Origin of the sequence: Ancylobacter sp. (genome assembly GCF_965279025.1) — a bacterium.
Taxonomy (GTDB): Bacteria; Pseudomonadota; Alphaproteobacteria; order Rhizobiales; family Xanthobacteraceae; genus Ancylobacter.
Map to the genome: position 1 here is coordinate 3,302,936 of NZ_OZ257132.1, position 21,076 is coordinate 3,324,011.

Annotated in this window: 26 protein-coding genes; 18 read left to right on the forward strand and 8 right to left on the reverse strand. The window is 66.2% G+C overall.

Annotated elements, in window-relative coordinates; all coding sequences use genetic code 11:
* Positions 1-45: 45 nt before the first annotated feature.
* The 5 genes from ACQY76_RS15230 to ACQY76_RS15250 all read right to left on the reverse strand — a co-directional run bounded on the left by ACQY76_RS15230 (position 46) and on the right by ACQY76_RS15250 (position 4,431).
* Positions 46-915, reverse strand: coding sequence for an ABC transporter permease (locus ACQY76_RS15230; RefSeq protein ID WP_428029578.1), 870 nt, complete (start codon positions 913-915; stop codon positions 46-48).
* The gene (locus tag ACQY76_RS15235; protein WP_428029579.1) at positions 912-1,703 is read right to left on the reverse strand and encodes an ABC transporter ATP-binding protein; all 792 of its coding nucleotides are present in this window, start codon (positions 1,701-1,703) and stop codon (positions 912-914) included. Before ACQY76_RS15235 ends, ACQY76_RS15230 begins: the two co-directional genes overlap by 4 nt.
* 91 nt (positions 1,704-1,794) lie before the next feature.
* Positions 1,795-2,232, reverse strand: coding sequence for a copper-binding protein (locus ACQY76_RS15240; RefSeq protein ID WP_428029580.1), 438 nt, complete (start codon positions 2,230-2,232; stop codon positions 1,795-1,797).
* Between the two features lie 52 nt (positions 2,233-2,284).
* Positions 2,285-3,271, reverse strand: a complete 987-nt coding sequence (locus ACQY76_RS15245; RefSeq protein WP_428029581.1) for a PQQ-dependent catabolism-associated beta-propeller protein — start codon at positions 3,269-3,271, stop codon at positions 2,285-2,287.
* Between the two features lie 26 nt (positions 3,272-3,297).
* Complete coding sequence (locus ACQY76_RS15250) at positions 3,298-4,431, reverse strand: ABC transporter substrate-binding protein (RefSeq protein ID WP_428029582.1); 1,134 nt, start codon at positions 4,429-4,431, stop codon at positions 3,298-3,300.
* A gap of 393 nt (positions 4,432-4,824) precedes the next feature.
* Between ACQY76_RS15250 and ACQY76_RS15255 the strand changes: the two genes are divergently transcribed.
* Genes ACQY76_RS15255 through ACQY76_RS15270 form a run of 4 tightly spaced genes read left to right on the forward strand, consistent with a single transcriptional unit; the run spans position 4,825 to position 7,862 of the window.
* The gene (locus tag ACQY76_RS15255) at positions 4,825-5,379 is read left to right on the forward strand and encodes a DUF3280 domain-containing protein (RefSeq protein ID WP_428029583.1); all 555 of its coding nucleotides are present in this window, start codon (positions 4,825-4,827) and stop codon (positions 5,377-5,379) included.
* Complete coding sequence (locus ACQY76_RS15260; protein WP_428029584.1) at positions 5,376-6,386, forward strand: ABC transporter substrate-binding protein; 1,011 nt, start codon at positions 5,376-5,378, stop codon at positions 6,384-6,386. The genes ACQY76_RS15255 and ACQY76_RS15260 overlap by 4 nt, the downstream gene beginning before the upstream one ends.
* Positions 6,387-6,390: 4 nt before the next feature.
* Positions 6,391-7,140 carry an ABC transporter permease gene (locus ACQY76_RS15265; protein WP_428029585.1) on the forward strand — a complete coding sequence of 250 codons (750 nt, stop codon included), beginning with the start codon at positions 6,391-6,393 and terminating at the stop codon, positions 7,138-7,140.
* Positions 7,137-7,862, forward strand: a complete 726-nt coding sequence (locus ACQY76_RS15270) for an ABC transporter ATP-binding protein (protein WP_428029586.1) — start codon at positions 7,137-7,139, stop codon at positions 7,860-7,862. The genes ACQY76_RS15265 and ACQY76_RS15270 overlap by 4 nt, the downstream gene beginning before the upstream one ends.
* A gap of 226 nt (positions 7,863-8,088) precedes the next feature.
* Here the strand turns inward: ACQY76_RS15270 and fae are convergent, their stop codons facing one another.
* Positions 8,089-8,595, reverse strand: coding sequence for a formaldehyde-activating enzyme (gene fae, locus ACQY76_RS15275; RefSeq protein WP_428029587.1), 507 nt, complete (start codon positions 8,593-8,595; stop codon positions 8,089-8,091).
* Positions 8,596-9,071: 476 nt separating this feature from the next.
* On the opposite strand from fae, the gene ACQY76_RS15280 reads away from it, so the two are divergent.
* The 10 genes from ACQY76_RS15280 (at position 9,072) to ACQY76_RS15325 (ending at position 16,324) form a co-directional block, all read left to right on the forward strand.
* The gene (locus ACQY76_RS15280; protein WP_428029588.1) at positions 9,072-9,281 is read left to right on the forward strand and encodes a hypothetical protein; all 210 of its coding nucleotides are present in this window, start codon (positions 9,072-9,074) and stop codon (positions 9,279-9,281) included.
* Between the two features lie 154 nt (positions 9,282-9,435).
* Positions 9,436-11,031 (forward strand): sensor histidine kinase, encoded by a 1,596-nt coding sequence (locus tag ACQY76_RS15285; protein ID WP_428029589.1) that lies wholly within the window; start codon positions 9,436-9,438, stop codon positions 11,029-11,031.
* The gene (locus ACQY76_RS15290) at positions 11,028-11,717 is read left to right on the forward strand and encodes a response regulator transcription factor (protein WP_428029590.1); all 690 of its coding nucleotides are present in this window, start codon (positions 11,028-11,030) and stop codon (positions 11,715-11,717) included. Before ACQY76_RS15285 ends, ACQY76_RS15290 begins: the two co-directional genes overlap by 4 nt.
* A gap of 194 nt (positions 11,718-11,911) precedes the next feature.
* Positions 11,912-11,989, forward strand: coding sequence for a pyrroloquinoline quinone precursor peptide PqqA (gene pqqA, locus ACQY76_RS15295; RefSeq protein WP_081620376.1), 78 nt, complete (start codon positions 11,912-11,914; stop codon positions 11,987-11,989).
* 39 nt (positions 11,990-12,028) lie between these two features.
* On the forward strand, positions 12,029-12,967 hold the full coding sequence (pqqB, locus tag ACQY76_RS15300; protein WP_428029591.1) for a pyrroloquinoline quinone biosynthesis protein PqqB: 939 nt from the start codon (positions 12,029-12,031) through the stop codon (positions 12,965-12,967).
* Positions 12,964-13,698 (forward strand): pyrroloquinoline-quinone synthase PqqC, encoded by a 735-nt coding sequence (pqqC, locus tag ACQY76_RS15305; RefSeq protein ID WP_428029592.1) that lies wholly within the window; start codon positions 12,964-12,966, stop codon positions 13,696-13,698. The genes pqqB and pqqC overlap by 4 nt, the downstream gene beginning before the upstream one ends.
* Positions 13,698-14,009: a pyrroloquinoline quinone biosynthesis peptide chaperone PqqD gene (pqqD, locus tag ACQY76_RS15310; RefSeq protein WP_428029593.1), complete on the forward strand. Its 312-nt coding sequence runs from the start codon at positions 13,698-13,700 to the stop codon at positions 14,007-14,009. The genes pqqC and pqqD overlap by 1 nt, the downstream gene beginning before the upstream one ends.
* A 2-nt stretch (positions 14,010-14,011) precedes the next feature.
* On the forward strand, positions 14,012-15,151 hold the full coding sequence (gene pqqE, locus ACQY76_RS15315; protein ID WP_428033024.1) for a pyrroloquinoline quinone biosynthesis protein PqqE: 1,140 nt from the start codon (positions 14,012-14,014) through the stop codon (positions 15,149-15,151).
* A 13-nt stretch (positions 15,152-15,164) separates the two neighbouring features.
* Entirely contained in the window at positions 15,165-15,851 is a 687-nt protein-coding gene (locus ACQY76_RS15320) for a hypothetical protein (protein WP_428029594.1), read from the forward strand.
* A gap of 23 nt (positions 15,852-15,874) precedes the next feature.
* On the forward strand, positions 15,875-16,324 hold the full coding sequence (locus ACQY76_RS15325; RefSeq protein WP_428029595.1) for a hypothetical protein: 450 nt from the start codon (positions 15,875-15,877) through the stop codon (positions 16,322-16,324).
* A gap of 40 nt (positions 16,325-16,364) precedes the next feature.
* Here ACQY76_RS15325 and ACQY76_RS15330 read toward each other — a convergent pair whose 3' ends face one another.
* Positions 16,365-17,186: a quinoprotein dehydrogenase-associated SoxYZ-like carrier gene (locus ACQY76_RS15330; RefSeq protein ID WP_428029596.1), complete on the reverse strand. Its 822-nt coding sequence runs from the start codon at positions 17,184-17,186 to the stop codon at positions 16,365-16,367.
* 220 nt (positions 17,187-17,406) lie between these two features.
* Here ACQY76_RS15330 and ACQY76_RS15335 point away from each other — a divergent pair, with 220 nt between their 5' ends.
* From ACQY76_RS15335 to ACQY76_RS15350, 4 genes are all read left to right on the forward strand, one after another.
* The gene (locus ACQY76_RS15335) at positions 17,407-17,733 is read left to right on the forward strand and encodes a hypothetical protein (protein WP_428029597.1); all 327 of its coding nucleotides are present in this window, start codon (positions 17,407-17,409) and stop codon (positions 17,731-17,733) included.
* Positions 17,734-17,849: 116 nt separating this feature from the next.
* Positions 17,850-18,071 carry a YMGG-like glycine zipper-containing protein gene (locus ACQY76_RS15340; protein WP_428029598.1) on the forward strand — a complete coding sequence of 74 codons (222 nt, stop codon included), beginning with the start codon at positions 17,850-17,852 and terminating at the stop codon, positions 18,069-18,071.
* A gap of 82 nt (positions 18,072-18,153) precedes the next feature.
* Positions 18,154-18,501, forward strand: a complete 348-nt coding sequence (locus tag ACQY76_RS15345; RefSeq protein ID WP_428029599.1) for an ArsC family reductase — start codon at positions 18,154-18,156, stop codon at positions 18,499-18,501.
* Positions 18,502-18,674: 173 nt separating this feature from the next.
* Positions 18,675-20,282 carry a peptide chain release factor 3 gene (locus tag ACQY76_RS15350; protein WP_428029600.1) on the forward strand — a complete coding sequence of 536 codons (1,608 nt, stop codon included), beginning with the start codon at positions 18,675-18,677 and terminating at the stop codon, positions 20,280-20,282.
* Positions 20,283-20,303: 21 nt separating this feature from the next.
* Here ACQY76_RS15350 and ACQY76_RS15355 read toward each other — a convergent pair whose 3' ends face one another.
* A complete protein-coding gene (locus ACQY76_RS15355) occupies positions 20,304-20,717 on the reverse strand; it encodes a L,D-transpeptidase (protein WP_428033025.1) in 414 nt (137 codons plus the stop codon).
* Between the last annotated feature and the right edge of the window lie 359 nt (positions 20,718-21,076).

Consider the following 21,076-nt stretch of genomic DNA (forward strand, 5'->3'; position numbering starts at 1 on the left):
GATTTTGTCCGGAAGCTCTCCGGCTTCCGTTCAGACAGTGCCGGCTCATTTCGCATTCTCCGGCCCGCCGCGGCGGGCCATGACGCCAGCGGAGGGATCATACGCCAGGATCGAGGCGGCGAGAAACACCAGCGCGCAGCCCGCGACCACCAGCGCCGCGAAAGGCGCGAACTGGCCGTAGAGGGCGAAGCGGATCAACTCGACAGCATAGGTGAAGGGGTTGAACGTACAGATCCACCACAGCGTCAGGCTGCTCTCCTGCACCCGCCAGAGCGGATAGAGCGCCGAAGACGCGAAGAACATCGGGAAGATGACGAAGTTCATCACGCTGGCGAAGTTCTCCATCTGCCGGAACAGCGAGGACATCAGCAGGCCCATGGCTCCCAGCATCAAGCCGCAGAGCATCAGCGCGGGGATCACGGTGAAATAGCCGATCGGCGGCAGCTCCACCTCCCAGAACCAGGCGACGGCGAGGAAGGCATAGACCTGCAGCAGCGACACGCAGATGCCGGCAACCAGCTTGCAGACCAGCAGATACCAACGCGGATAGGGGCTCACCAGCAGGATGCGCATGGCGCCGACCTCGCGGTCATAAACCATGGAGAGCGAGGACTGGAGCCCATTGAAAAGCTGGATCATCGCCACCAAGCCGGGTGTTACATAGACCTCGTAGAGCACATAGGTCTCGTAGGGCGGGATGATCGAGACGCCGAGAACAGAGCGAAATCCGGCCGCAAAGATGAACAGCCACACCAGCGGGCGCACCAGCGCCGAAAGGAAGCGACCGCGCTGGTTGAGGAAGCGCAGGCCCTCGCGCCAGCAAATGCCGACGAGGACGACGAGATAGCCCGACGGCGGCAGGCGGAAGCCGGCCGGGGGCGGGGCGCCGGGGTGCTGAGCGGAAGGCTGGCTCATGCCGCGACCTCGCCGGCATAGCCGACCAGCTGGAGGAAGGCGGCGGAGAGATCGTCCCGGCCCGATTGCGCCAGCAACTCCTCATAGGTGCCACTGGCGCGGATGCGCCCGCGGTGCAGCACCACGATGCGGTCCCCGGGGCCAATTTCCTCGATGATATGGGTCGCCCACAAGACGCCGATCCCCTCCTGGACGACCAGCGACCGAACCAGGGCGACGAGCGCCGCGCGGGAGGCGATGTCGAGCCCGACGGTGGGCTCGTCGAGCAGCAGCAGGCGCGGGCGGTGCATGAGGGCGCGGACGATTTCGATCCGCCGCATCTGCCCGCCGGAGAGGTTGCGCACCTTGTCGCGTGCGCGGTCGGCGAGGCCGTCCTGTTCGAGCAGCTCCAGCGCGCGCCGGCGGCCGGCGGCGAAGCCGATGCCGTGCAGCGTGGCGTGGTAGAGCAGGTTGTCGAGGACGGTGAGCTCAAGGTCGAGCGTTCGTGCCTGGAACACCACGCCCAGCCGGCTCAGCGCGGCAGCAGGCTGGCGGCGAACGTCCGAGCCCAGCACATGGATGGCGCCGCTGCGGTTGTCATAGAGGCGGGTGACCAGCGAAAAAAGCGTCGTCTTGCCGGCGCCGTTCGGGCCGAGCAGAGCGGTGAAACTTCCCGAGGGGACATCGAGGCTGACAGCGTCGAGCGCCTTGCGCGCGCCGAAGGCATGGCTGACGCCGCGAACGTCCAGCGCCGGAACGCTGCCGTCGGCCACATGCGGGGGAGGGGTGTCGCCGGTCCGGGCCGTCATGGCATCTCCCGGGTCGAGAGAAGAAAAGTCCCCGGGGATTAGCCGGGGACAGTGTTCACGAGGAGTACAGGAAATCAGCGTGGAGGTGCGCTCACTTGACGATGAATTCGCCCTTCATACCGCGCTCTTCCATGCCCTTGCAGTACCAGGCATAGGTGCCGGGCTTGATGGGCACGAAGAAAAGCTCGGCTTCGCCATCCTGCTCGAACTCGATCTCGGTGAGCGCGATGGCCTTGATCTCGACCTCCTCGACCTCGACCTTGCGCAGGAAGATGCTCTGGAAGAAGCCCGGCGCCTGCCAGGCGCATTCCTTCTTGCCGGTGGACTTGAGCTCGAGGCTGTACGCCTTGCCGGTTTCGAGGTTGTAGGTCTTCTCCGAGACGCCGTAGCCGGCATCCCCGAGACCGACGGTCAGCGTCTTCAGCTCGGTCGGCTTCAGTGTGAGGTCGCCCGCCGCATGGGCGGCACCGGAAGCGACGAGCGCCGCGGCGAAGGTGAGGGCGAGGGTTGTCTGGCGGCGCAGGTTCATGGGTTATTCCTCCCGAAATTGCTTGATACTTGATGCGTGTTGATGGCGAACGTCACGGCACCACGACCACGCCCCAGGGTAGGCGGCCGACGGTGACCGATTTGGTGACCTTCTCGTTCGCCACGTCGATCACCGAGATGTCGTTCGAGTTGCCGTTGGTGGAGAGCAGGAACTTCTGGTCCGGCGTGAAGCCGAGCTGCCAGACCCGCTGGCCCACCAGCAGGTACTTCTCGACCTCGAGCGTCTTGGCATCGATCACCGCGACGCGGTTGGCCGGGCCAAGCGCGACAAAGGCCTTAGAGCCGTCCTTGGTGATGCGCACGCCGACCGGCTGGATGGCATCGTCGGCCACGCCGGGGATCTTGAAGGAGATCTTCTTGATGATCTTCCAGGTCGCGGGGTCGACTACCGCCACCGTGCCGCCGACCTCGGACGAGATCCAGAGCTGCTTGCCGTCATCGGAGAACTGGGCGATGCGCGGACGGGAATCGACGAGGATGTTCTCGATGATCTCGTTGTTCGAGGTGTCGACCACATGCGCCATATTGGTCGTCTCGGACGTGTTGACCATGTACTTGCCGTCGGGGCTGATGCCCATGCCCTCCGGCTCGACGCCGACGGGTATCTCGGCGATCAGGTCGTTGTTCTCGACATTCACCACCGTGACCATGTTGTCGTCTTCGTTGGCGATGTAGAGCGGGTTCCCCGAGGGATGGAGCACGAACAGCTCCGGGTCCGGCCCCGAGCGCAGCGTCTTCACCAGCTTCAGCGTGGCGGCGTCATAGACCTCGACGCGATTGTCGTCGGAAGCGCAGACATAGATCAGCTTGCCATCCGGGCTGGCGATGATGCCCCGCGGGCGCCGGCCGGTCTTGATGGTGTCGATGACCTTGAGCGTGGTCATGTCGACGACACTCATCGTGTGGTCGCGCTCGTTGGTGACGAAGGCCCGCGGACTGGCCTGCGCCGGCAGTGCGTCTACCAGCATAAGTCCCGCGAGGGTCGCTAGGCTGGTGGACAGCAGGATCTGTCGTTTCATCGTTTCCTCCAGGCAATCATTTGATTTTATTTAAGTTTGCAGAGAGATTCGGGGCGGTCGAAACCAAGCGTGTCGAGCGGCGAGCTCTGGTGCAGGAACCCCGCCTGCGGCGAGAGCGTGACGGTGTTGGTGGCGTGAGTCAGCAGGATCGGCTGGCGCAGCTGGTGGTCCCAGTCGCGGAAGGTCGCGGCGACGCCCTTGAACACCGGGAGGTCGTAATCGGGCGCCAGCATCTGCGCCTCGATCTTGGCCGGGGCGCTATTGCGCGTCTTGAGGCTGGCGGAGCCGACGGCGAACACGCCCTGCCACATCTGGAAGTCCAGCGGCAGCATCATGCGCTTGGACTGCTTGAAGAAGCGGCTCTGCAATTGCGAGGCGCCCCAGTTCTCCATGGTCGGGTGCCAGGAGAGCGCCATCAGGCCCTGCGTGCCGGCAATGGGGCGCGACAGCCAGGTGTTGTAGGGCAGGATATCGCCGAATTCGCCGAGTTCATCGGCGACGATCAGCAGGTCATAATCACCGACCTGCGTTCCGCGCGGCACCTCCGACTGGGCGGTGGCGCGTGCGTCGGGGCCGTAATCCCAGGTCTTCTCCGCGACGATCTTGCCGCCGAACTTCTTGGCCGAACGCCGCACCGCCTCGGCATAGAGCTTGTCATTGTCGGTGCGCCCGACCATCAGGAACCAGTTCTGCCAGCGCTTGGTAACGAGGAACTGGGCGAGCGCGTCGGTCAGCATCGACCGGCTCGGCGCGATGTGGAACACGTTGGCGCGACAATCCTGCTGCCGCAGCCGATCATCGGTGGCGCCGACATTGATGAAGACGATGTCGCGGTCCTTGTAGGTGTCCGCGATCTTCAGCAGCGCGTCCGGCGGCACGTCCAGAAGAATGAATCGGTTGCCGGCGTCGACCAGCTTCTGCACCGCCGGCAGCGGGTCGCCATCCGTCGGCACGATCTCGCTGGTGAGCTTGTAGTCGAGCTTGAGGAATCGGCCGCTGGTGAGATTGTCCCGGATGCCGAGCTCGGCGCCGGCAATGCCGAGGTCCTCGGGCGGCATCTGCAACGGGGCGATCCATGGCGGAGGCTCCGGCATCTGGCGCACCACGCCGATGAGGAAGGTCTGTTCCGGCCCGATCACCGCCGCCGGCTTGGCCGCCAACGGGGGCGCCGGCGAAGTCTGGGGTGCCGGGGCAGTGCCGTTGGAGTCCTGCGCCCTTGCGGGGAAGGACGCGCATGCCATCGCAATAAGCGTCGCGCCGACGGCGCTTGCCATCCTCGTCATTGGCCTTTCCATCCCGCGGCTTGTTCGTCCGGGACAAAGTCCTCGGAACTTTTCTCGTTCGCCTTAGGGAAAACTCTACGCAAACAAAATCAAGCATTCAATAAAATTGCGAGCATAAGAAACTAATAAGAACATCTAACGCTCACGTTACTGGAAGCATAGCTCAAATATTAAAATCGGGAACTTTTTCCCGGTAGGTTGCAGCAGGACTTCTTGACGATATGATTGGCCGGCGTCGGGAAGAAGTCGCCACCAGAGAGTGAAAACGCCATGACAGTGCCAACCCTCATCGGCCGCGCTCTTGCCGTTCCCCTCATGGCTATCGCGTTCATGGCGCTTGCGGTTGCGGGCTTGGGCACCGAAGCCCACGCGGCAACCCGTGTGGCGGTATTCGAGTTCGAACTGCTCGACACCAGCGGCGAGTTCGATATTCGCGGTCCCAAGCCGGACGAGGTGCATCGGCTCAACCTCATCACCGACGACATGCGCCAGCGGCTGAAGGAGGCGGGCTATGAGATCGTCGACCTCGCGCCGCAGGATGCCCGCATCGACGAGGCGACTCCGTTCCGGAACTGCAATGGCTGCGAGCTTGAAATCGCCCGCGACCTCGGCGCGCAGATCGAGGTAATCGGGCTGGTGCAGAAGGTGTCCAACCTCATCCTCAACATCAATTTCCAGCTGCGCGACGTGGCGACCGGGCAGGTGCTGCGGGCGGGCAGTGCCGATATCCGCAACAACACGGATGAATCCTGGCTGCGCGGCATCTCCTATCTGGTACGAAACCGGCTGCTCGATCCGCCGCTGACCGGAAAGGCCGCTCCATGACACGTGCCGGCGCTCTCGTCCTGCCGTCCCGCCGCACGCTCCTCGCGGGAGCCGCTGCGCTTCTCGCCGTGCCGTCGCTCGCCCGTGCGCAGGGCGGGCCGCCGCTCGGGCTGCGGGTGGGCACGCTGAAATTCGGTACGCTCAACTGGCTGGTGGAGACGATCCGTGCCGAGGGGCTCGACACGCGGGAAGGGCTGGCGCTGGAGAGCGTCGATTTCGCCAGTGGGCAGGCGACCACCGTGGCGCTGCAGGCCGGCGATGTCGATCTCATCGTCAGCGACTGGCTGTGGGCCCTGCGCCGCAGCAATGACGGTGAGCGCATGCGCTTCGCGCCGTTTTCCAACGCGCTGGGCGCGCTGATGGTGGCGGCGGATGGGCCGGTGAAAAAACTCGATGATCTGCGCGGGCGACGGATCGGCGTCGCCGGCGGCACGCTCGACAAGAGCTGGCTGCTGCTGCGCGCCTACTCAAAAGCGAAGATCGGCGTCGACCTCGCCAGCGCCGCCGAGCCGGTCTATGGCGCCCCGCCTTTGGTGAGCGAGCAGTTGCCGCTGGGCCGGGTCGATGCGGTGCTGACTTTCTGGCCCTATGCCGCACGGCTGGATGCGCGGGGCTTTGCCCGGCTCATGGATGTCAGCGAGATGATCACCGGGCTCGGCATCGCTCCCGTGCCCCCGCTGGTCGGCTTTGTCTGGCGCAATGCGGCGATGGCGGAGCGTGGCGCGGCGATCGCCGCCTTCCTGCGCGCGGCCGCAGGAGCGAATCGCGTCCTCGCCACCAGCGGCGCCGCGTGGGAGCGTATCCGCCCGCTGATGCAGGCGGCCGACGATGCCGAATTCGCCCGGCTGCGCGACTATTACCGGGCCGGCATTCCCGGCAGCTTCGGCGAGGCCGAGCGGGTTTCTTGCGGCAAGCTCTACGAGGTGCTGGCGCAGATCGGCGGACCGGAACTGGTCGGGCCAAATCCGGGGTTTGATCGGTCGCTGTTCGGCCCGGTCGGCGAGTGACGCGGTGTCGACCTCCAAGCGCCTGCTGCTGACTGCTGCCTCGCTGCTGGCTCTGCTGCTGTTCTGGCAATTGGCGGCGCTGTGGGCGCAGTCGCGGCTGCTGCCCGGTCCGCCGGCGGTGCTCGAGGCGATGGTGCGGGCGACCCGCAGCGGCGTGATGCCGGAGAGCATCGCAATCACCCTGGCGCGGGTGGCGGCGAGTTTCCTGATCGCGATGACGCTTGGCTCGGCCATCGGCATCGTGCTCGGGCGCTCGGTGGCGCTGAACGAACTGTTCGGGCCGTGGGTGATCGTGCTGCTGAACCTGCCGGCGCTCGTGGTCATCATCCTCTGCTATGTCTGGTTCGGCCTTACCGAGGTGGCGGCGATCACGGCGGTGGCGATCAACAAGATTCCCAATGTTGCGGTGACGATGCGCGAGGGCGCGGTGGCGTTGTCGCGCGATCTCGACGAGATGGCGCAGGTCTACCGCCTGCCGCGCCTGCGGGCGTTGCGCCATGTCACCCTGCCGCAGCTCGTGCCGTTCTTCGCCGCCAGCGCCCGTTCCGGCCTGGCGCTGACCTGGAAGATCGTGCTGGTTGTCGAATTGCTCGGGCGCTCCAACGGCGTCGGCTTCGAACTGCAGACCGCCTTTCAGCTTTTCGATGTCGCCGGCATTCTGGCCTATGCGCTGGCGTTCACGGCGGTAGTGCAGGTCATCGAGCTCGGCGTCCTCCAGCCCTGGGAGCGGCGGGCCAACCGGTGGCGGCGATGAGCGCGATCACCATCGCCATCGATGAGAAGCGCTACCCCGCGCAAGCCGGGGGACCGGCGCGGGAGATATTTCGCGCGTTTCGTCTCGATGTCGGCGCCGGGGAGTTCGTGGCCTTGCTCGGCGAATCCGGCATCGGCAAGACCACGCTGCTCAACATCGTGGCCGGGCTCGACCGCGACTATCGCGGCCATGTGCGCTTCGACGCGACGTCACCACGCGTGGCCTATGCCTTCCAGAACCCGCGCCTGCTGCCCTGGCGCAGCGTGCTGGACAATGTGGCTCTGCCGCTGCCGGCGGGCGAGGGGGGGCGCCGGCGGGCGCGCGACATGCTCGGCGAGGTCGGGTTGGCCGAGCTTGCCGAGGCCTATCCCGAGCGGCTGTCGCTCGGCCAGCAGCGGCGCGTGGCGCTGGCGCGGGCCTTCGCGATCGATCCGGACGTGCTGCTGATGGACGAGCCCTTCGTGTCGCTGGACGAGACCGGCGCGGCGCGGCTGCGCGACCTGCTGCGGCGGCTTCTCGCGCGGCGGCCGGCCACCGTGCTGTTCGTCACCCATGACCGCCGCGAAGCCGTGGAACTGGCGAGCCGCATCGTGGTGCTGGAAGGCGCGCCGGTGCGCATAGCCCGCGACATGCCGCTCGCCCTGACGCCGGCCGAGCGGGCGAGCGCCGGCCATATAGACGAAGTGCGCCGCCTTCTCGGCACCGCTGCCGCGCCGGATTAGCCGTACCCAACACGACGACGCGCAATGAAAAAGGCCCGGAGCGGTGACGCCCCGGGCCAAATGTTCTGCGTCGGCGGGAGACGGCGGAACCCGCCGCCTCCGTGGCGCAAGTGACGCCGGCAAAGCGCCGTCACTTGTTCAGGAATATCGCCGCCAACCGCTGGAGCAGGCCCTTCGGATACTGGGCCGCGGGCGGAGCTGTTGTCTGCCCAGGGTTGCTTCCGATCTAAGCGGCGAAGGGATGCTTGGCCGAAGCGGCCTGAGCGAGAACTTCCTTCACCGTCGGCGAACCATCCACGGCGCGCTTGAGCGCTTCCTTGGTGGCTTCGTAGTTGAACTGCTGGATCTTGGCGTCGTCCGCCGCTTCCCAGTGGATGAACACGCCGACCGAGATGAAGAGGTCGTCGGCTTCTTCTTCCGGGATCACGCCTTCAGCGACGCTGTCGACGACGGCCTTGGCGACCGCGTACTGGGCCGGGCCGAACATCTGGACGGCCTGGCGGGCGTCCTTGATCGTCACCTTGTTGAACAGGATCGTGTTCGGCTTGGCGAGCAGGTTCGGGGTCACCACCGCGAGCAGCGAGGTGAAGCCGTCCTTGTTGTTGGTCAGCGCATTGAGGAAGGCGCTCTCGGCCGCGGAGCCGCGCGGCCCGATGATGAGGTCGATATGGGCGACCTCGTTGCCGTCGCCCACCAGCGACTCGCCGATGAGTACCTTGTTGATCTTGGCCATCTATTCCTCCCAGAACGGGGTTGCATGAAGGGACGGGAATTGTCCCCCGATGTCCCGGCTATCTTTGTTGCAGCGTTTGGAACACCAAACCGGTTGGCCCGATAGCGCGACCAGACACGTTACGATGAGAGACTAGGCCCGCTTCGCCTTTATCCGCAAGGGATTCTTCACCCGTGTGACATTCGCGCCGACGCTTGCCCAATGCTTTGTTGTCGCGGAGGAGGACGGCGGACCTGGCTGCGGTTTCTGGCGGCACGACCAAAAATGCGGCATGGTTCCGCGATGAGTGGGCAGCGAGAGAGTGGTCCCGTCGACCTGCGGAGCATGCCCATTTCAAACGGTCATGCGCATGGCCTGCCTTTTGCTGCATTGCAGCATCACAAGGTGATCCAATTGCCGCGTGCGGCGTAATGGACTCAAATAGCGGAACTGGGAAACGCTCGGACGGCGTCGAACTCACGCCACCAGGAGTTTACATGGAGCTCATTCTGTCGATCTGCCTCATCGCGAGCCCCGGCACGTGCCGCGAGGAAGCTGTCTCCGTCGGCATCGAAATGCCGCCCGCCCCGGTGCAGTGCATGCTCGGAGCGATGCCGGTGATCGCCGAGTGGCGCGAGACGCACCCCAAGTGGAAGGTGCTCAAGTGGCGCTGCGCCCAGCCGGGAGCGGCCGGTCGCGAGATCTGACCGCGCCGTCCGAGCTTTTGCGGGTGCCATGTGTTGCACCGCAGCGTGCGCGGGCGACGCGTCCGTGAAATCATCGGCAGGCCATCGCGTTTGGGATGGCGTAATCCGGTGAGACGGCATGGGGCGTGGCTTGTTCTCGTCGCTCAGGGCGCGCATGGCGCTGCTTCTTTCGATCACCGTACTGGTTACGGCGGCGTCGACCTTTGCGCTTGTCCTGGCGCTCGGCGCGGCTAACACGCAGCTTGACCGGCTGGTCTCGGCGCAAAGCCGGCTGGAGATGCTCTCCACCATTTCCGGCCGCATCGGCGACTACGCGTTGCTGGCGCTTCAGGCCGGGCATGAACAGCCGGGGAGTGAGCGCACGCCCATGCGCGCCGGAAGGGTGCTGGCTGCCGATCGCACGCGCGAGGCCTTCGCCCGGCTCGAGCAGGCGCTCGCTGCCTATGTCGGCCGGCTGGTGGGGGAGGAGCAGCGCACGCTGATGGCCGCGCGCAGCCGCACCATTGCCCGGCTGCGGGCGCAGTTCGACGTGCTGGACCGGCAGGTCGACCGGGCGCTGGCCTCGGAAGAGCCGGCGACGGCCGCGCGCGTGGCGCTGGATGTGTTCGCCGCCGGCTTCGGCGCGCCGCTCAGCCAGGCGATGGAAGAGGAGCGCACCACCGCCCTCGATGCCTACACCGAGGTTCGCGAACTGCGGGAGCGCACCATACGCTGGGGGCTGATCGGCGTAACGCTGGCCTGCCTTCTGGCTGTGGCACTCTATCATGTAATCGGCCGCTCGCTGGTGAACCGTGTTTCCGATGTTTCGGCCGCTGCAGCGGCGATCGCGCGCGGGCGCTCCGATACCCGTGTCAACGTGACGGGGCATGACGAGCTGAGTCTCGCCATGGCCCGCTTCAACCGCATGGCGGTGCATCTCGCGCGACGCGAGGCACGGCTGGTGGCGGCGCAGAAGCAGTTGCAGGAGATCGTCGACGCCCGCACCGCGGAGCTGCGCGCCGCCAATACGCGGCTGGAAAATGTCGACATGGCGCGCCGGCGATTCTTCACTGATGTCAGCCACGAGTTGCGCACGCCGCTGACCGTCATCCTCGGCGAGGTGGAGATCACGCTGCGCCCGCAGCGTCCGCGGGAGGAGGATTTGCGCGCCGCGCTGCTGGTGATCCAGTCACGCGCCCGGCGGCTGCACCGCCGGGTCGAGGATTTGCTGCGCATCGCGCGCTCGGAGAGCGGCCAGATCGAACTGGATCGCTCGCTGTTCCTGGTGTCGCATTTGCTGACCGAAGTGTGCGAGGGCATGAGCCCGGTGGCGCGCGCGGGCGGGCTGGTGCTGGAGGCGGGCGGGGCGGCCGAGGACCTCGCGGTCGATGCCGACCGGGAATGGCTGCGCCAGACCTTCGACGGGCTGGTCGCCAACGCCGTACGCCATTCGCCTTCCGGCGAGACGGTGCGGCTGGAAGCGGTGCGCGAAGACGGCGCCATCGCGATCAGGGTGCGTGACAACGGCACCGGCATTCCCCCCGACGAACTGCCGCATGTCTTTGAACGGTTCTGGCGCGGCAGCGCGGGCACACGCGAGGGGACCGGCTTCGGAATCGGCCTCGCTCTGGCGAAATGGATCGTGGATCGTCATGGTGGCCGCATCGACATAGAAAGCAGCACCGGGGTCGACGGACGGCGGCGTGGCACCTGCGTCACCGTGCGCCTGCCGTTGCCGGTGCCAGACATCACACTGGAGGCCGCCCAATGAACATTCTGGTCGTGGAGGACGATCCCGACATCGGCTCCCTGCTGCGACGCGGCTTTTCCTCGGAGAGCTACGATGTCGAGCTGGTGGGGGATGGCGAGGCGGCGCTGCGGGTGGTCAACGGCAAGCCGTGGGGGGCGATCATCCTCGATGTGATGCTGCCGGGGCGCTCCGGCATTGAGGTGTGCAAGGCGCTGCGGGCCGGCGGGCAGACTGCCCCCATCCTCATGCTCTCCGCCCGTTCCAGCGTGAACGAGCGCACCGAGGGGCTGATGGCGGGGGCAGACGACTATATCGTCAAGCCGTTCGCGTTCGAGGAATTGCTGGCCCGGGTGAAGGTGCAGGCGCTACGCCGCAGCAATGCCGGCAGCGAGCCGCGCACGCTGGAAGTGGGCAACCTGTCGCTCGATCTCGACACGCGGCAGGCCCAGCTCGGCGGCACGCGCGTGCGGCTCACCGAGCGCGAGGTGGAACTTCTGGCGCTGCTGATGCGTCATCCCGGCGAGCCCCTGTCGCGTGCGGATATCTTTGCCGCGCTCTGGGCCGGGCATGGCGGCGCATCGCTCAACGTGGTGGACGTCTATGTCGGCTATCTCCGCCACAAGCTGGCAGAGGCCCTTCCGGACGGCGCGCATCTGATCGTGACGGTGCGGGGGAGGGGCTTTATGCTTGAAGCCACGGGATCGTGAGCGGCTGACAGCGTATGTATTACGTAGAGAAGTCGCTGGTATTATGTGCACCTGAGCGAAAAATGATCAGGTGTTCTTGACGTCCGGCGAAACGATCATCACATTACTGGTGCGGCCGACTATCCGCAAAGCAACTCAGTCTCTTATGATCTTCTTAAGAAGTAAAGAGAGATTGAATAAACGAGGAGGACGATATGGCCTGGACTGCTCCCCGCATTGTTGAAGTCTGCGTCGGCATGGAAGTCAACGCCTACTATCCGGCTGATTTCTGAGCCTTCTAAGGGACGGGATGGCGCAAAATCGGTCTGCCGATGGAAACGTCCCCGTCCCGCTTCAAACTCGTGATTCTCGGATCGGCCGCTGGCGGCGGGTTCCCGCAGTGGAACTGCCGCTGCGCGGTCTGTTCGCTCGCCTGGGCCAATGATCCGCGCGTCCGGCGCCGCACGCAGGCGTCGGTTGCCGTGACCGGCAATGGCGAGGACTGGGCGCTGATCAATTGTGCCCCCGAGATTCTCGCCCAGTTGCAGGCGTGCGCCGTGCTTCACCCGCGCGAAGGGTTGCGCCACTCCCCGCTGAAATCCGTGCTGCTCACCAATGCCGATATCGACCACGTTGCCGGCCTGTTGAGCCTGCGCGAAGGGCAGCCCTTTACCTTGATGGCGACACCCGGCGTGCATGGCGTGCTCGCCGGCAGCAGCGCGTTCGATGTGCTGGCGCCCGATGTCGTGGAGCGGCGTCCGGTGCAACTGGGATCGTCCTTCGATCTGGTCGACGGGGTTCGCGCCACCATCTTCCCGGTGCCGGGCAAGATTGCCCTCTATCTCGAAGCGCGCGAGCAGGCGGAAAAGGGCTCGCTCACCACCGACATGGAGGGCGAGCAGACCATCGGCGTCGAACTCGCCGCCGGTGATCGGCGCGTTCTCTACATTCCCGGCTGCGCGGCGATGACGGATTCGCTGCGCGCCCGGCTGGAAGGGGCCGATGCGGTGCTGTTCGACGGCACGCTGTGGCGCGATGACGAGATGATCCGTGCCGGCGTCGGCAGCAAGACCGGCGCCCGCATGGGCCATATGAGCATGTCCGGCGAGAGCGGCTCCATGGAGGCTTTGCGACACGTCAAGGTGGGCCGAAAAATCTATATTCACATCAACAACACCAATCCGGTGCTCGTTGATGGCTCGGAAGAGCGGGTAACGGCGAATAAAGCCGGATGGGAAATCGCTCAGGACGGGATGGAGATCGACCTATGACCACGCTTTTGTCGCCCGAAGAACTTGAAGCGCGCCTGCGCGATGTCGGCACTCGCCGCTATCACAGCCTGCACCCGTTCCATAAGCTGCTGCACAATGGCCATCTGTCCTTCGGGCAGGTGCAGGCCTGGGCGCTGAACCGCTATTATTACCAGGCGATGATCCCGGTGAAGGATTCCGCCATCCTCGCCCGCATGGAAGAAGCCGAGCTGCGCCGCGTCTGGCGCCAGCGCATCATCGACCATGACGGCGACAGCGAGGCCGATGGCGGCATCGCCCGCTGGCTGGTGCTGACCGACAGCCTCGGCCTCGACCGCCACATGGTCACCTCGCTGTCCGGCCTGCTGCCGGCGACCAAATTCGCAGTGGATGCCTATGTGCATTTCGTGCGCGAGAAGAGCCTGCTGGAGGCGATCGCCTCCTCGCTCACGGAGATGTTTTCGCCCGGCATCATCGGCGAGCGTGTCGCCGGCATGCTGAAGAACTATGATTTCGTCTCGAAAGACACCCTGGCCTATTTCGACAAGCGCCTGACGCAGGCGCCGCGCGACGCGGATTTCGCGCTCGACTACGTCAAGCAGCACGCCCGTACGCCGGAACAGCAGGAAGCGGCAATCCGCGCTCTGGAGTTCAAGTGCAACGTGCTCTGGGTGCAGCTCGACGCGCTGTATTTCGCCTATATCGATCCCAAAATGGCCTATCCGGGGGCCTTCGTCCCGAAGGAGGGGTAATGACAGCGACTCTTGCTGCGAACGGAGTTCCGAGGCTCGCGCGCGGCGTCCGCCTGCGCCATGACGAGGCGCGCGGGCAGTGGGTGCTGCTGGCGCCCGAGCGCGTGCTCAATCCGGACCCCGTCGCGGTCGAGATCCTGAAAAAGGTGGATGGCGCCCGCTCGATCGATACCATCGTCGACGAACTGGCGAGCGCCTTCACCGTGGAGCGCGGCACCGTGGCGACGGACGTCGACGCGTTCCTTGCCGGCCTCGCGGAGAAGGGGCTGATCGAGGTGAGGTTGCCGTCGCTCGGGGATGCCGCGTCATGAGCATGGTCGACGAACCCATCGGCCGCGTCGAGGTGCCGGTCCGCCCGGCACCTCCCATCCCCTATGGCATGCTGGCGGAACTGACGCATCGCTGCCCGCTGCAATGCCCCTATTGCTCCAACCCGGTCGAACTCGACCGGCGCAATGTCGAGCTCGACACCGAGAGCTGGCTGCGGGTGTTTTCCGAGGCCGCCAAGCTGGGCGTGCTGCAGGTTCACTTGTCCGGCGGCGAGCCGACGGCGCGGCGCGATCTGGAACAGATGATCCGCCACTGCGTCGAGGTGGGGCTGTACACCAACCTCATCACCGCCGGCGTCGGCGTCACGCCGGAGCGGCTGCAGTCGATCTCGGATGCCGGCATCGACCACATCCAGCTCTCCTTCCAGGGCGCCACGGCGGAGATGACCGACAAGGTCTCGAATTTCCGTGGGGCCCATGAGCGGAAGCTGGCGGTTGGCCGCGAGGTGCGGCGTCTCGGCCTGCCGCTCACCGTCAATTCGGTGGTGCATCGGGCGAACATCCACCAGATCCCCGATTTCATCGAGCTGGCACTGTCGCTCGATGCCCGGCGCATCGAGATCGCCCATTCGCAATATTATGGCTGGGCGCTGCGCAATCGCGGCGCGCTGATGCCGACGCGCGACCAGGTGTTCTGGGCGCTCGACGTGGTGGAGGAGGCGCGGGTCCGCCTGAAGGGCGTGCTCACCATCGATGCCGTCGTGCCGGACTATTACGCCAAATATCCCAAGCCCTGCATGAATGGCTGGGGTCGCCAGTCGCTGAACGTCACGCCCTCCGGCAAGGTGCTGCCCTGCCACGCGGCTGAGACCATTCCGAGCCTCGATTTCTGGAATGTGCGCGAGCATTCGCTCACCGATGTCTGGCTGAACTCGCCCGCCTTCAACGCCTTTCGCGGCACCGACTGGATGCCGGACCCGTGCCGGAGCTGCGCGCGCAAGGAAGTCGACTGGGGCGGCTGCCGCTGCCAGGCGATGGCGATCGCCGGCGATGCCGCCGCCACCGATCCCGCCTGCCATCTGTCGCCCCTGCATGCCAATCTTCTGGCGCTGGCCGAGGCCGATGCCGAGGGCACCGACATTTACGACTACCGGCGCTATTTCCAGCCGGATCGCGCCAGCTGACCGGAGAGTTCCCATGTTGCGTCGGGCGACCACCCTTGCCGTTGCTACCTCGATCGTCGCCCTGTTTGCCACCGCCACACTGGCGGCGCCCACGGCATCCGAGCTGTTCTTCGAGACACCCTATCTGTCAAAGGTCGAGCCCGGCACGACACTGACGTACGCCTACAAGCACGTGGCCAGCGAGGCAAAGCTCGGCGACAGCTTCGATGAGACGCTGGATATGAAGGTGACCGCGCCCGCCGACGATCCCGCCAAGCGGGTCGCCGAGGTGCTCATCCATCGCGGCGATAAGGAGGGCGAGGCCGGTCCCTTCCCGACCATGAACGGCAATCCGATCGCGCTGATCCTTCTGGAACGCGAGGTCAAGGAAATGGCGCAGCTCAGCAAGGGTAGCCCGTTCTACCTGCGCAACCGCGTGCGCGAGCATCTCTCCAGCGGCACCGTGACGCCGGCGCGCTTCTCCTTCGACGGACGTGAGGTCGAGGGCTGGAAGCTCACCATGCTTCCCTTTACCGAAGACCCCAACAAGGACAAGCTGCAAGAGCTGGTCGGGCGCCGCTACGAATTCCTGTTCGCGGACAGCGTGCCCGGCGGGCTCTATTCCATTGATGTTGTCACGCCCAAGGCGGATGGCAGCACCAACATCATTGAGACCAGCCTGACGCTGACCGGCGCCTCTACGGCGCCGGCGGCGAAATAGGCGGCCGGCCGGGAGGATCTGCCATGGGAAATAGACGCACGACACGGGCGGGCAGGGCGCTTCGCCTGACCGCCGGAGCGCTGCTGGTAGCGGCACTTGGCGCCGGCCCCGCGCTGGCGCAGTCCAGCGAGCTCTCGCCGGGCCTCACCGCCGGTGCCCGCAAGCCGGTTCCGCAGGTGCCGCAATCCGGGCTGATCAACGATTATCCCACCGTCGCCCGCGCCGACTACGTGTTCGGCTGCATGGTCGCCAACGGCCAGACCCGGACGGCGCTGGAGAAGTGCTCGTGCTCGATCGACACCATCGCCACCATCCTGCCCTATGAGCGCTATGAGGAAGCCGAGACCATCATGAGCGTCGGGCAGGTCGCCGGGCAGCAGGCGGAGCTGTTCCGCAGCACCGGCATCTTCCGCGACATCGTCGCCGACCTGCACCGGGCGCAGGCGGAAGCGGAAGTCACCTGCTTTTATTGACAGCAGCGGGCGGGAGCCGCGGCTCCCGCCGTCTCCGGCCTCAGCTCGCCGGCTTGAGGGCGCCTTCGAACCTGCGCCCGTCCGTGTCGCCGGCATCGACGTGGATTTCCTTGCCCGCAGGGTCATAGGAGACCCGGATTGCCGGGTCCTCGCTCAGCGAGATGCCGCCGACCATCGAGAAGACCAGCTCGCCGCCCTGCGTCACCTTGATGTTGTCGACGAATTTGGCGGGGATATAGGCGCGCGTCAGCGGGTCCATCTGCAGGCCGGAATAGTTCGGATGCCGGATCATCAGCTGCAGCTGCGACACGCGGCTGGCCTGGCTGGCGTCGCTCACGCCGTCGGCCTTTACCGATTTCAGCTTGAGCTGGCCGAGATTCTTCAGCTGGGCTTCCTCGTCCTTCATCGCCGGGGCGGAGCAGCCGCCCGACGCCTTCACATAGCGTTCCGCCATGTGCAGGCCGCCGTCGCTGGTTTCGGCGATGGCGCGAATATAGGAATACGAGTTCACCCGCAGCCGCGTTCCCAGCGCCACGTCGCGACGGTTGCCGCCGAAGGTGAAGGTGGCGGCCAGCGGGGCGGGGTTCTCGTCGACGATGAGGGTCAGCTTGGCGATGGTGCGGGGATCGCCCTCCGGCAGCACGATTTCTACGTCGACCGGCACCATGGCGGCGTCTTCCGCCCGCTTGGGGGCGGTGAGGCGCACGAGCGGGCTGGCCTCCTCGATCGGCCGCTCGCCGAACACGTCGGGCCGGAACGACTTCCAGGAGGCGTCGGCCCCCGGCTCCTGCGCGGCAGCGGCGTTGAGCGCGAGAGCGGAAAAGAAAGCGACGGCGAGGAAAAGGCGGATACGGCGATGCATGGCGACCTCCCGGCCTGCCGGATCGTTGCCCGTCCGGCGGTTGGCCGCATCATACACTATCGCCGCGTGGAATCGCAGGCACGAACACGCGAGTGCGCCCAGGCGGGTTGCACGGCTAAGGCGAGGCCGTCATCCTTGTGCGTCGCGCGCTGCCTGTTCCCCCGCTGTCCGGGTGAGGCGGCGTTCGTCCTCTCAGACACCTCAACATCAGGGTGACAGCATGCTTTCGCGCCGTTCTCTCTTCAAGGCCGCCGCCGCTTCGCTGCTGGCGGTGCCGCTCGGCATCGCGGCGGGCGATGACTCGCAGGCGCAGTCCGCCCCCACCAGCCGGCCGCCGGACCCGCGCCGGGAGCCGCGTCCCACGCCACGGCGCGGCTACACCTGGATCCCCGGCCATTGGGCCTGGCTGCCGCGCCGGGGGTGGGTGTGGACCGCCGGCCACTGGGAGCCGAGCCGCCGCGGCTTTGAGTTCGTCGGCCCGCGCTGGGTGTTCCGCCGTGGCCAGTGGATCTACGAGCCGGGCCGCTGGGTGCGCAGCTGGCGCTAAGCCGGGACGCGACGGATCGGCCCGGTTGTCCCTGTGTCCGGTTACCCGCTGTGGTGCGATTGTAGGCGCGGTGGCTCGGAGGTAATCTCTTCCGAGTCTCATCTGGGGGAAGTCCGATGTCCAAGTCCATTGCCGTCAAGCTCACCGTCGTCGCCGTGGTCGCCCTCGTGGCGGCCGGCTGCACCAACACCCAGCGCCGCACGGGCACGGGCGCGCTGATCGGCGCCGGTACCGGCGCGGTGATCGGGGGAATCGCCGGGGGCGGCACCGGTGCCGCCTGGGGCGCGGGCATCGGCGCGGTGGCCGGCGGCGCCATCGGCGCGGCCACCGCCAAGTGATCTACGCACGGTCGCCTCGCTTCGTCGTTTGAACGGCATGCCGTCCCCGCTATGACGGGGGCGGCATTGCAAGGAGGCGGGCGTGAGCGTCACGATTTACGGCATCAAGAACTGCGACACGATGAAGAAGGCGCGCGCCTGGCTGGACAGTCACGGCGTCGCCTACGTCTTCCATGACTACAAGGCGTCCGGTATTGATGCCGCGCACCTCCAGGAATGGGCCGGCAAGGTCGGCTGGGAGCCCTTGCTCAACCGCGCCGGAACCACGTTCCGCAAGCTGTCCGATGCTGAGAAGGCGGATATCGACGAGGCGAAGGCGCTTTCGCTGATGCAGGCGCAGCCCTCGCTGATCAAACGCCCGGTGCTTGATGTCGATGGCTCGCTGCTGGTCGGTTTCAAGCCGGAAGCGTATGGCGCGACGTTCGGCTGAGCGACCGCTTCATGCGTCTCATCCCGGCGTTCGCTGCGCACGGCCGGGATGGCGGCGTGAGACAAACAGCGGGGTGAGGCATGAATGTCGGGTCCGCGGCCGGGCCGGACGTTTTTCCAACGAAATCCTGCCACCCCTTGATCCCCGACGGCTTCCCTGCCACATCCGCCTGCATGAACGCTCTCTCGAATTCTGCGGCCTCGCCCATTGCGACCGAGGTCGCGCGCCGGCGCACCTTCGCGATCATCTCGCATCCCGACGCGGGCAAGACCACGCTTACTGAAAAGCTGCTGCTGTTCGGCGGCGCGATCCAGCTCGCCGGTCAGGTGCGCGCCAAGAAGGACCGGCGCTCGACCCGTTCGGACTGGATGGCGATCGAGCGGGAGCGCGGCATCTCCGTCGCCACCTCGGTGATGACCTTCGAGTTCGACGGTCATGTGTTCAACCTGCTGGACACGCCGGGCCATGAGGACTTCTCGGAGGATACCTACCGCACGCTGACCGCGGTCGACGCGGCGGTGATGGTGATCGACGCCGCCAAGGGCATCGAGGCGCGCACCCGCAAGCTGCTGGAAGTGTGCCGCCTGCGCGATATCCCCATCATCACTTTCATCAACAAGATGGACCGCGAGAGCCGCGACCCGTTCGAGATCCTCGACGAGATCGAGAAGACGCTGGCGCTCGACACCACGCCGATGACCTGGCCGGTGGGACAGGGGCGCGACTTTGTCGGCACCATGGACATCGCCAGCGGCGGCATGCGCCTGCTCGATGGCGACGAGGGCAAGACCGGCCCGCTCCGGCAGATGAGCATGGCTGATATCGCCGCGCTGAACGTCACCCTCAAGGAGGCGACGCTGGCCGAGGAACTCGGGCTGGTGCGCGAAGTCTGCAACCCTTTCGAGTTGCAGGCCTTTCTCGAAGGGCATCTGACCCCGGTCTATTTCGGCTCGGCTCTGCGCAATTTCGGCGTTGGCGACCTGCTCGAAGGACTGGGGCGCTATGCCCCGCCGCCGCGCGCGCAGCAGGCGGACAAGCGCCGTGTCGAGGCGGAAGAGCCGCGCATGACGGCATTCGTGTTCAAGATCCAGGCGAACATGGACCCCAACCATCGCGACCGCATCGCTTTCGCGCGGCTGTGCTCGGGACGGCTGCAGCGCGGGATGAAGGCAAAGCTGGTGCGTACCGGCAAGCCGATGAGCCTGTCGACGCCGCAATTCTTCTTCGCGCAGGACCGCCAACTCGCCGAGGAAGCCTATGCCGGCGACGTGGTCGGCATTCCCAACCATGGCAATCTGCGCATCGGCGACACGCTGACCGAGGGCGAGGAACTCAACTTCGTCGGCGTGCCGAGCTTCGCGCCGGAGATTCTGCGTCGGGTGAAGCTGCCGGACGCCATGAAGGCCAAGAAGCTGAAGCAGGCGTTGCAGGAAATGGCCGAGGAAGGTGTGGTGCAGGTGTTCCGCCCCACTGACGGCTCGCCAGCTCTGGTCGGCGTGGTCGGCTCGCTGCAGCTCGACGTGCTGAAGAACCGGCTGGAGGCCGAGTACGGGCTGGAAGTCGGCTTCGACATGTCGGAGTTCCAGCTCGCCCGCTGGGTGTCTTCGGAGGACCCGAAGAAGCTCGACGATTTCGCCGCCGGCAATCGCCTTTCGACGGCGGAGGACCTCGACGGCGACCTGGTCTTCCTGAGCCCGTCCGCCTTCATGATCGGCTATACCGGCGACCGCTGGCCGGGCATCGTCTTCACCGATGTGAAAGACGTGAAGAAGGCGGCGTAAGGCCCGCCGTCGTGCGGGCGCTCAGCGGCTGACCACGATCCGGGTATTGGCGCGGCCGTGCTGGCTGACGATGGCGAACAGCGCCCGGGCGTTGTTGGGGTGCAGGCGCACACAGCCATGCGAGGCGGGGCGCCCGAGCCGGCCCAGATCATTGGTGCCGTGAATGGCCCAGCCCTGGTGGAAGAAGATCGCGTAGGGCATCGGCGCGTTGTCGTATTTGCGTGAGAAATAACGCTTGTGCATGCGCTCGGGCTGGTAAGTGCCGACCGGGGTGCGATAGCCCTTGCGGGCGGTGGAGACGGGCCAGGAGTGTCGCTGCACCCCATCCACCCACACTTCCATGCGCTGCCGCGACAGGTTTATCCGTGCCACGACGCTCGGCGTGAAGACGGGCTTCGGATCGGCGGCCGGCGGGGTGAGCGCGCTTTGCAGCATCGGCGCCGGCGAAGCCACTGCGGGCGCATCGGGGCCCGGCGTGGGCGGGGCTGCCGGCACGGCGATGGCGGTGGAAGGCGGCGGTGTCGTCGAAATGGCCGGCGCGGAGAGCGCCGCCGGCGTGGCGGTGGAAGGCGGCGACGTTTCGGCCGGAGCCGCAATGGTCGCGGGCGGCGCGGCGTCGGGAGGGGCCTCGCGCAGAGCTTCCGCCGCCGGAACGTCGCCGGCCGTGGCCACGACGTCGTTCGCGTGGCCCGGCTGCGTCAGCAGCATCAGGGCAAAGGCGAGTGCCGCAACTGTGGATTTCATCCCCGGTCCCCCAACCGATTGCGTCCTCATTGTGACACGCGCCGAGCGGG

Coding starts and splice junctions, on each gene's coding strand:
- ACQY76_RS15335 (WP_428029597.1), top strand. CDS start 17,407: ATGCTTTCGCGCCGTTCTCTCTTCAAGGCCGCCGCCGCTTCGCTGCTG.
- pqqE (WP_428033024.1), top strand. CDS start 14,012: ATGGTCGACGAACCCATCGGCCGCGTCGAGGTGCCGGTCCGCCCGGCA.
- ACQY76_RS15255 (WP_428029583.1), top strand. CDS start 4,825: ATGACAGTGCCAACCCTCATCGGCCGCGCTCTTGCCGTTCCCCTCATG.
- pqqB (WP_428029591.1), top strand. CDS start 12,029: ATGGAAACGTCCCCGTCCCGCTTCAAACTCGTGATTCTCGGATCGGCC.
- pqqC (WP_428029592.1), top strand. CDS start 12,964: ATGACCACGCTTTTGTCGCCCGAAGAACTTGAAGCGCGCCTGCGCGAT.
- ACQY76_RS15340 (WP_428029598.1), top strand. CDS start 17,850: ATGTCCAAGTCCATTGCCGTCAAGCTCACCGTCGTCGCCGTGGTCGCC.
- ACQY76_RS15355 (WP_428033025.1), bottom strand. CDS start 20,717: ATGCTGCAAAGCGCGCTCACCCCGCCGGCCGCCGATCCGAAGCCCGTC.
- ACQY76_RS15240 (WP_428029580.1), bottom strand. CDS start 2,232: ATGAACCTGCGCCGCCAGACAACCCTCGCCCTCACCTTCGCCGCGGCG.
- ACQY76_RS15290 (WP_428029590.1), top strand. CDS start 11,028: ATGAACATTCTGGTCGTGGAGGACGATCCCGACATCGGCTCCCTGCTG.
- ACQY76_RS15285 (WP_428029589.1), top strand. CDS start 9,436: ATGGCGCTGCTTCTTTCGATCACCGTACTGGTTACGGCGGCGTCGACC.
- pqqD (WP_428029593.1), top strand. CDS start 13,698: ATGACAGCGACTCTTGCTGCGAACGGAGTTCCGAGGCTCGCGCGCGGC.
- ACQY76_RS15350 (WP_428029600.1), top strand. CDS start 18,675: ATGAACGCTCTCTCGAATTCTGCGGCCTCGCCCATTGCGACCGAGGTC.
- ACQY76_RS15320 (WP_428029594.1), top strand. CDS start 15,165: ATGTTGCGTCGGGCGACCACCCTTGCCGTTGCTACCTCGATCGTCGCC.
- ACQY76_RS15235 (WP_428029579.1), bottom strand. CDS start 1,703: ATGACGGCCCGGACCGGCGACACCCCTCCCCCGCATGTGGCCGACGGC.
- ACQY76_RS15245 (WP_428029581.1), bottom strand. CDS start 3,271: ATGAAACGACAGATCCTGCTGTCCACCAGCCTAGCGACCCTCGCGGGA.
- ACQY76_RS15230 (WP_428029578.1), bottom strand. CDS start 915: ATGAGCCAGCCTTCCGCTCAGCACCCCGGCGCCCCGCCCCCGGCCGGC.
- fae (WP_428029587.1), bottom strand. CDS start 8,595: ATGGCCAAGATCAACAAGGTACTCATCGGCGAGTCGCTGGTGGGCGAC.
- ACQY76_RS15260 (WP_428029584.1), top strand. CDS start 5,376: ATGACACGTGCCGGCGCTCTCGTCCTGCCGTCCCGCCGCACGCTCCTC.
- ACQY76_RS15330 (WP_428029596.1), bottom strand. CDS start 17,186: ATGCATCGCCGTATCCGCCTTTTCCTCGCCGTCGCTTTCTTTTCCGCT.
- ACQY76_RS15280 (WP_428029588.1), top strand. CDS start 9,072: ATGGAGCTCATTCTGTCGATCTGCCTCATCGCGAGCCCCGGCACGTGC.
- pqqA (WP_081620376.1), top strand. CDS start 11,912: ATGGCCTGGACTGCTCCCCGCATTGTTGAAGTCTGCGTCGGCATGGAA.
- ACQY76_RS15270 (WP_428029586.1), top strand. CDS start 7,137: ATGAGCGCGATCACCATCGCCATCGATGAGAAGCGCTACCCCGCGCAA.
- ACQY76_RS15325 (WP_428029595.1), top strand. CDS start 15,875: ATGGGAAATAGACGCACGACACGGGCGGGCAGGGCGCTTCGCCTGACC.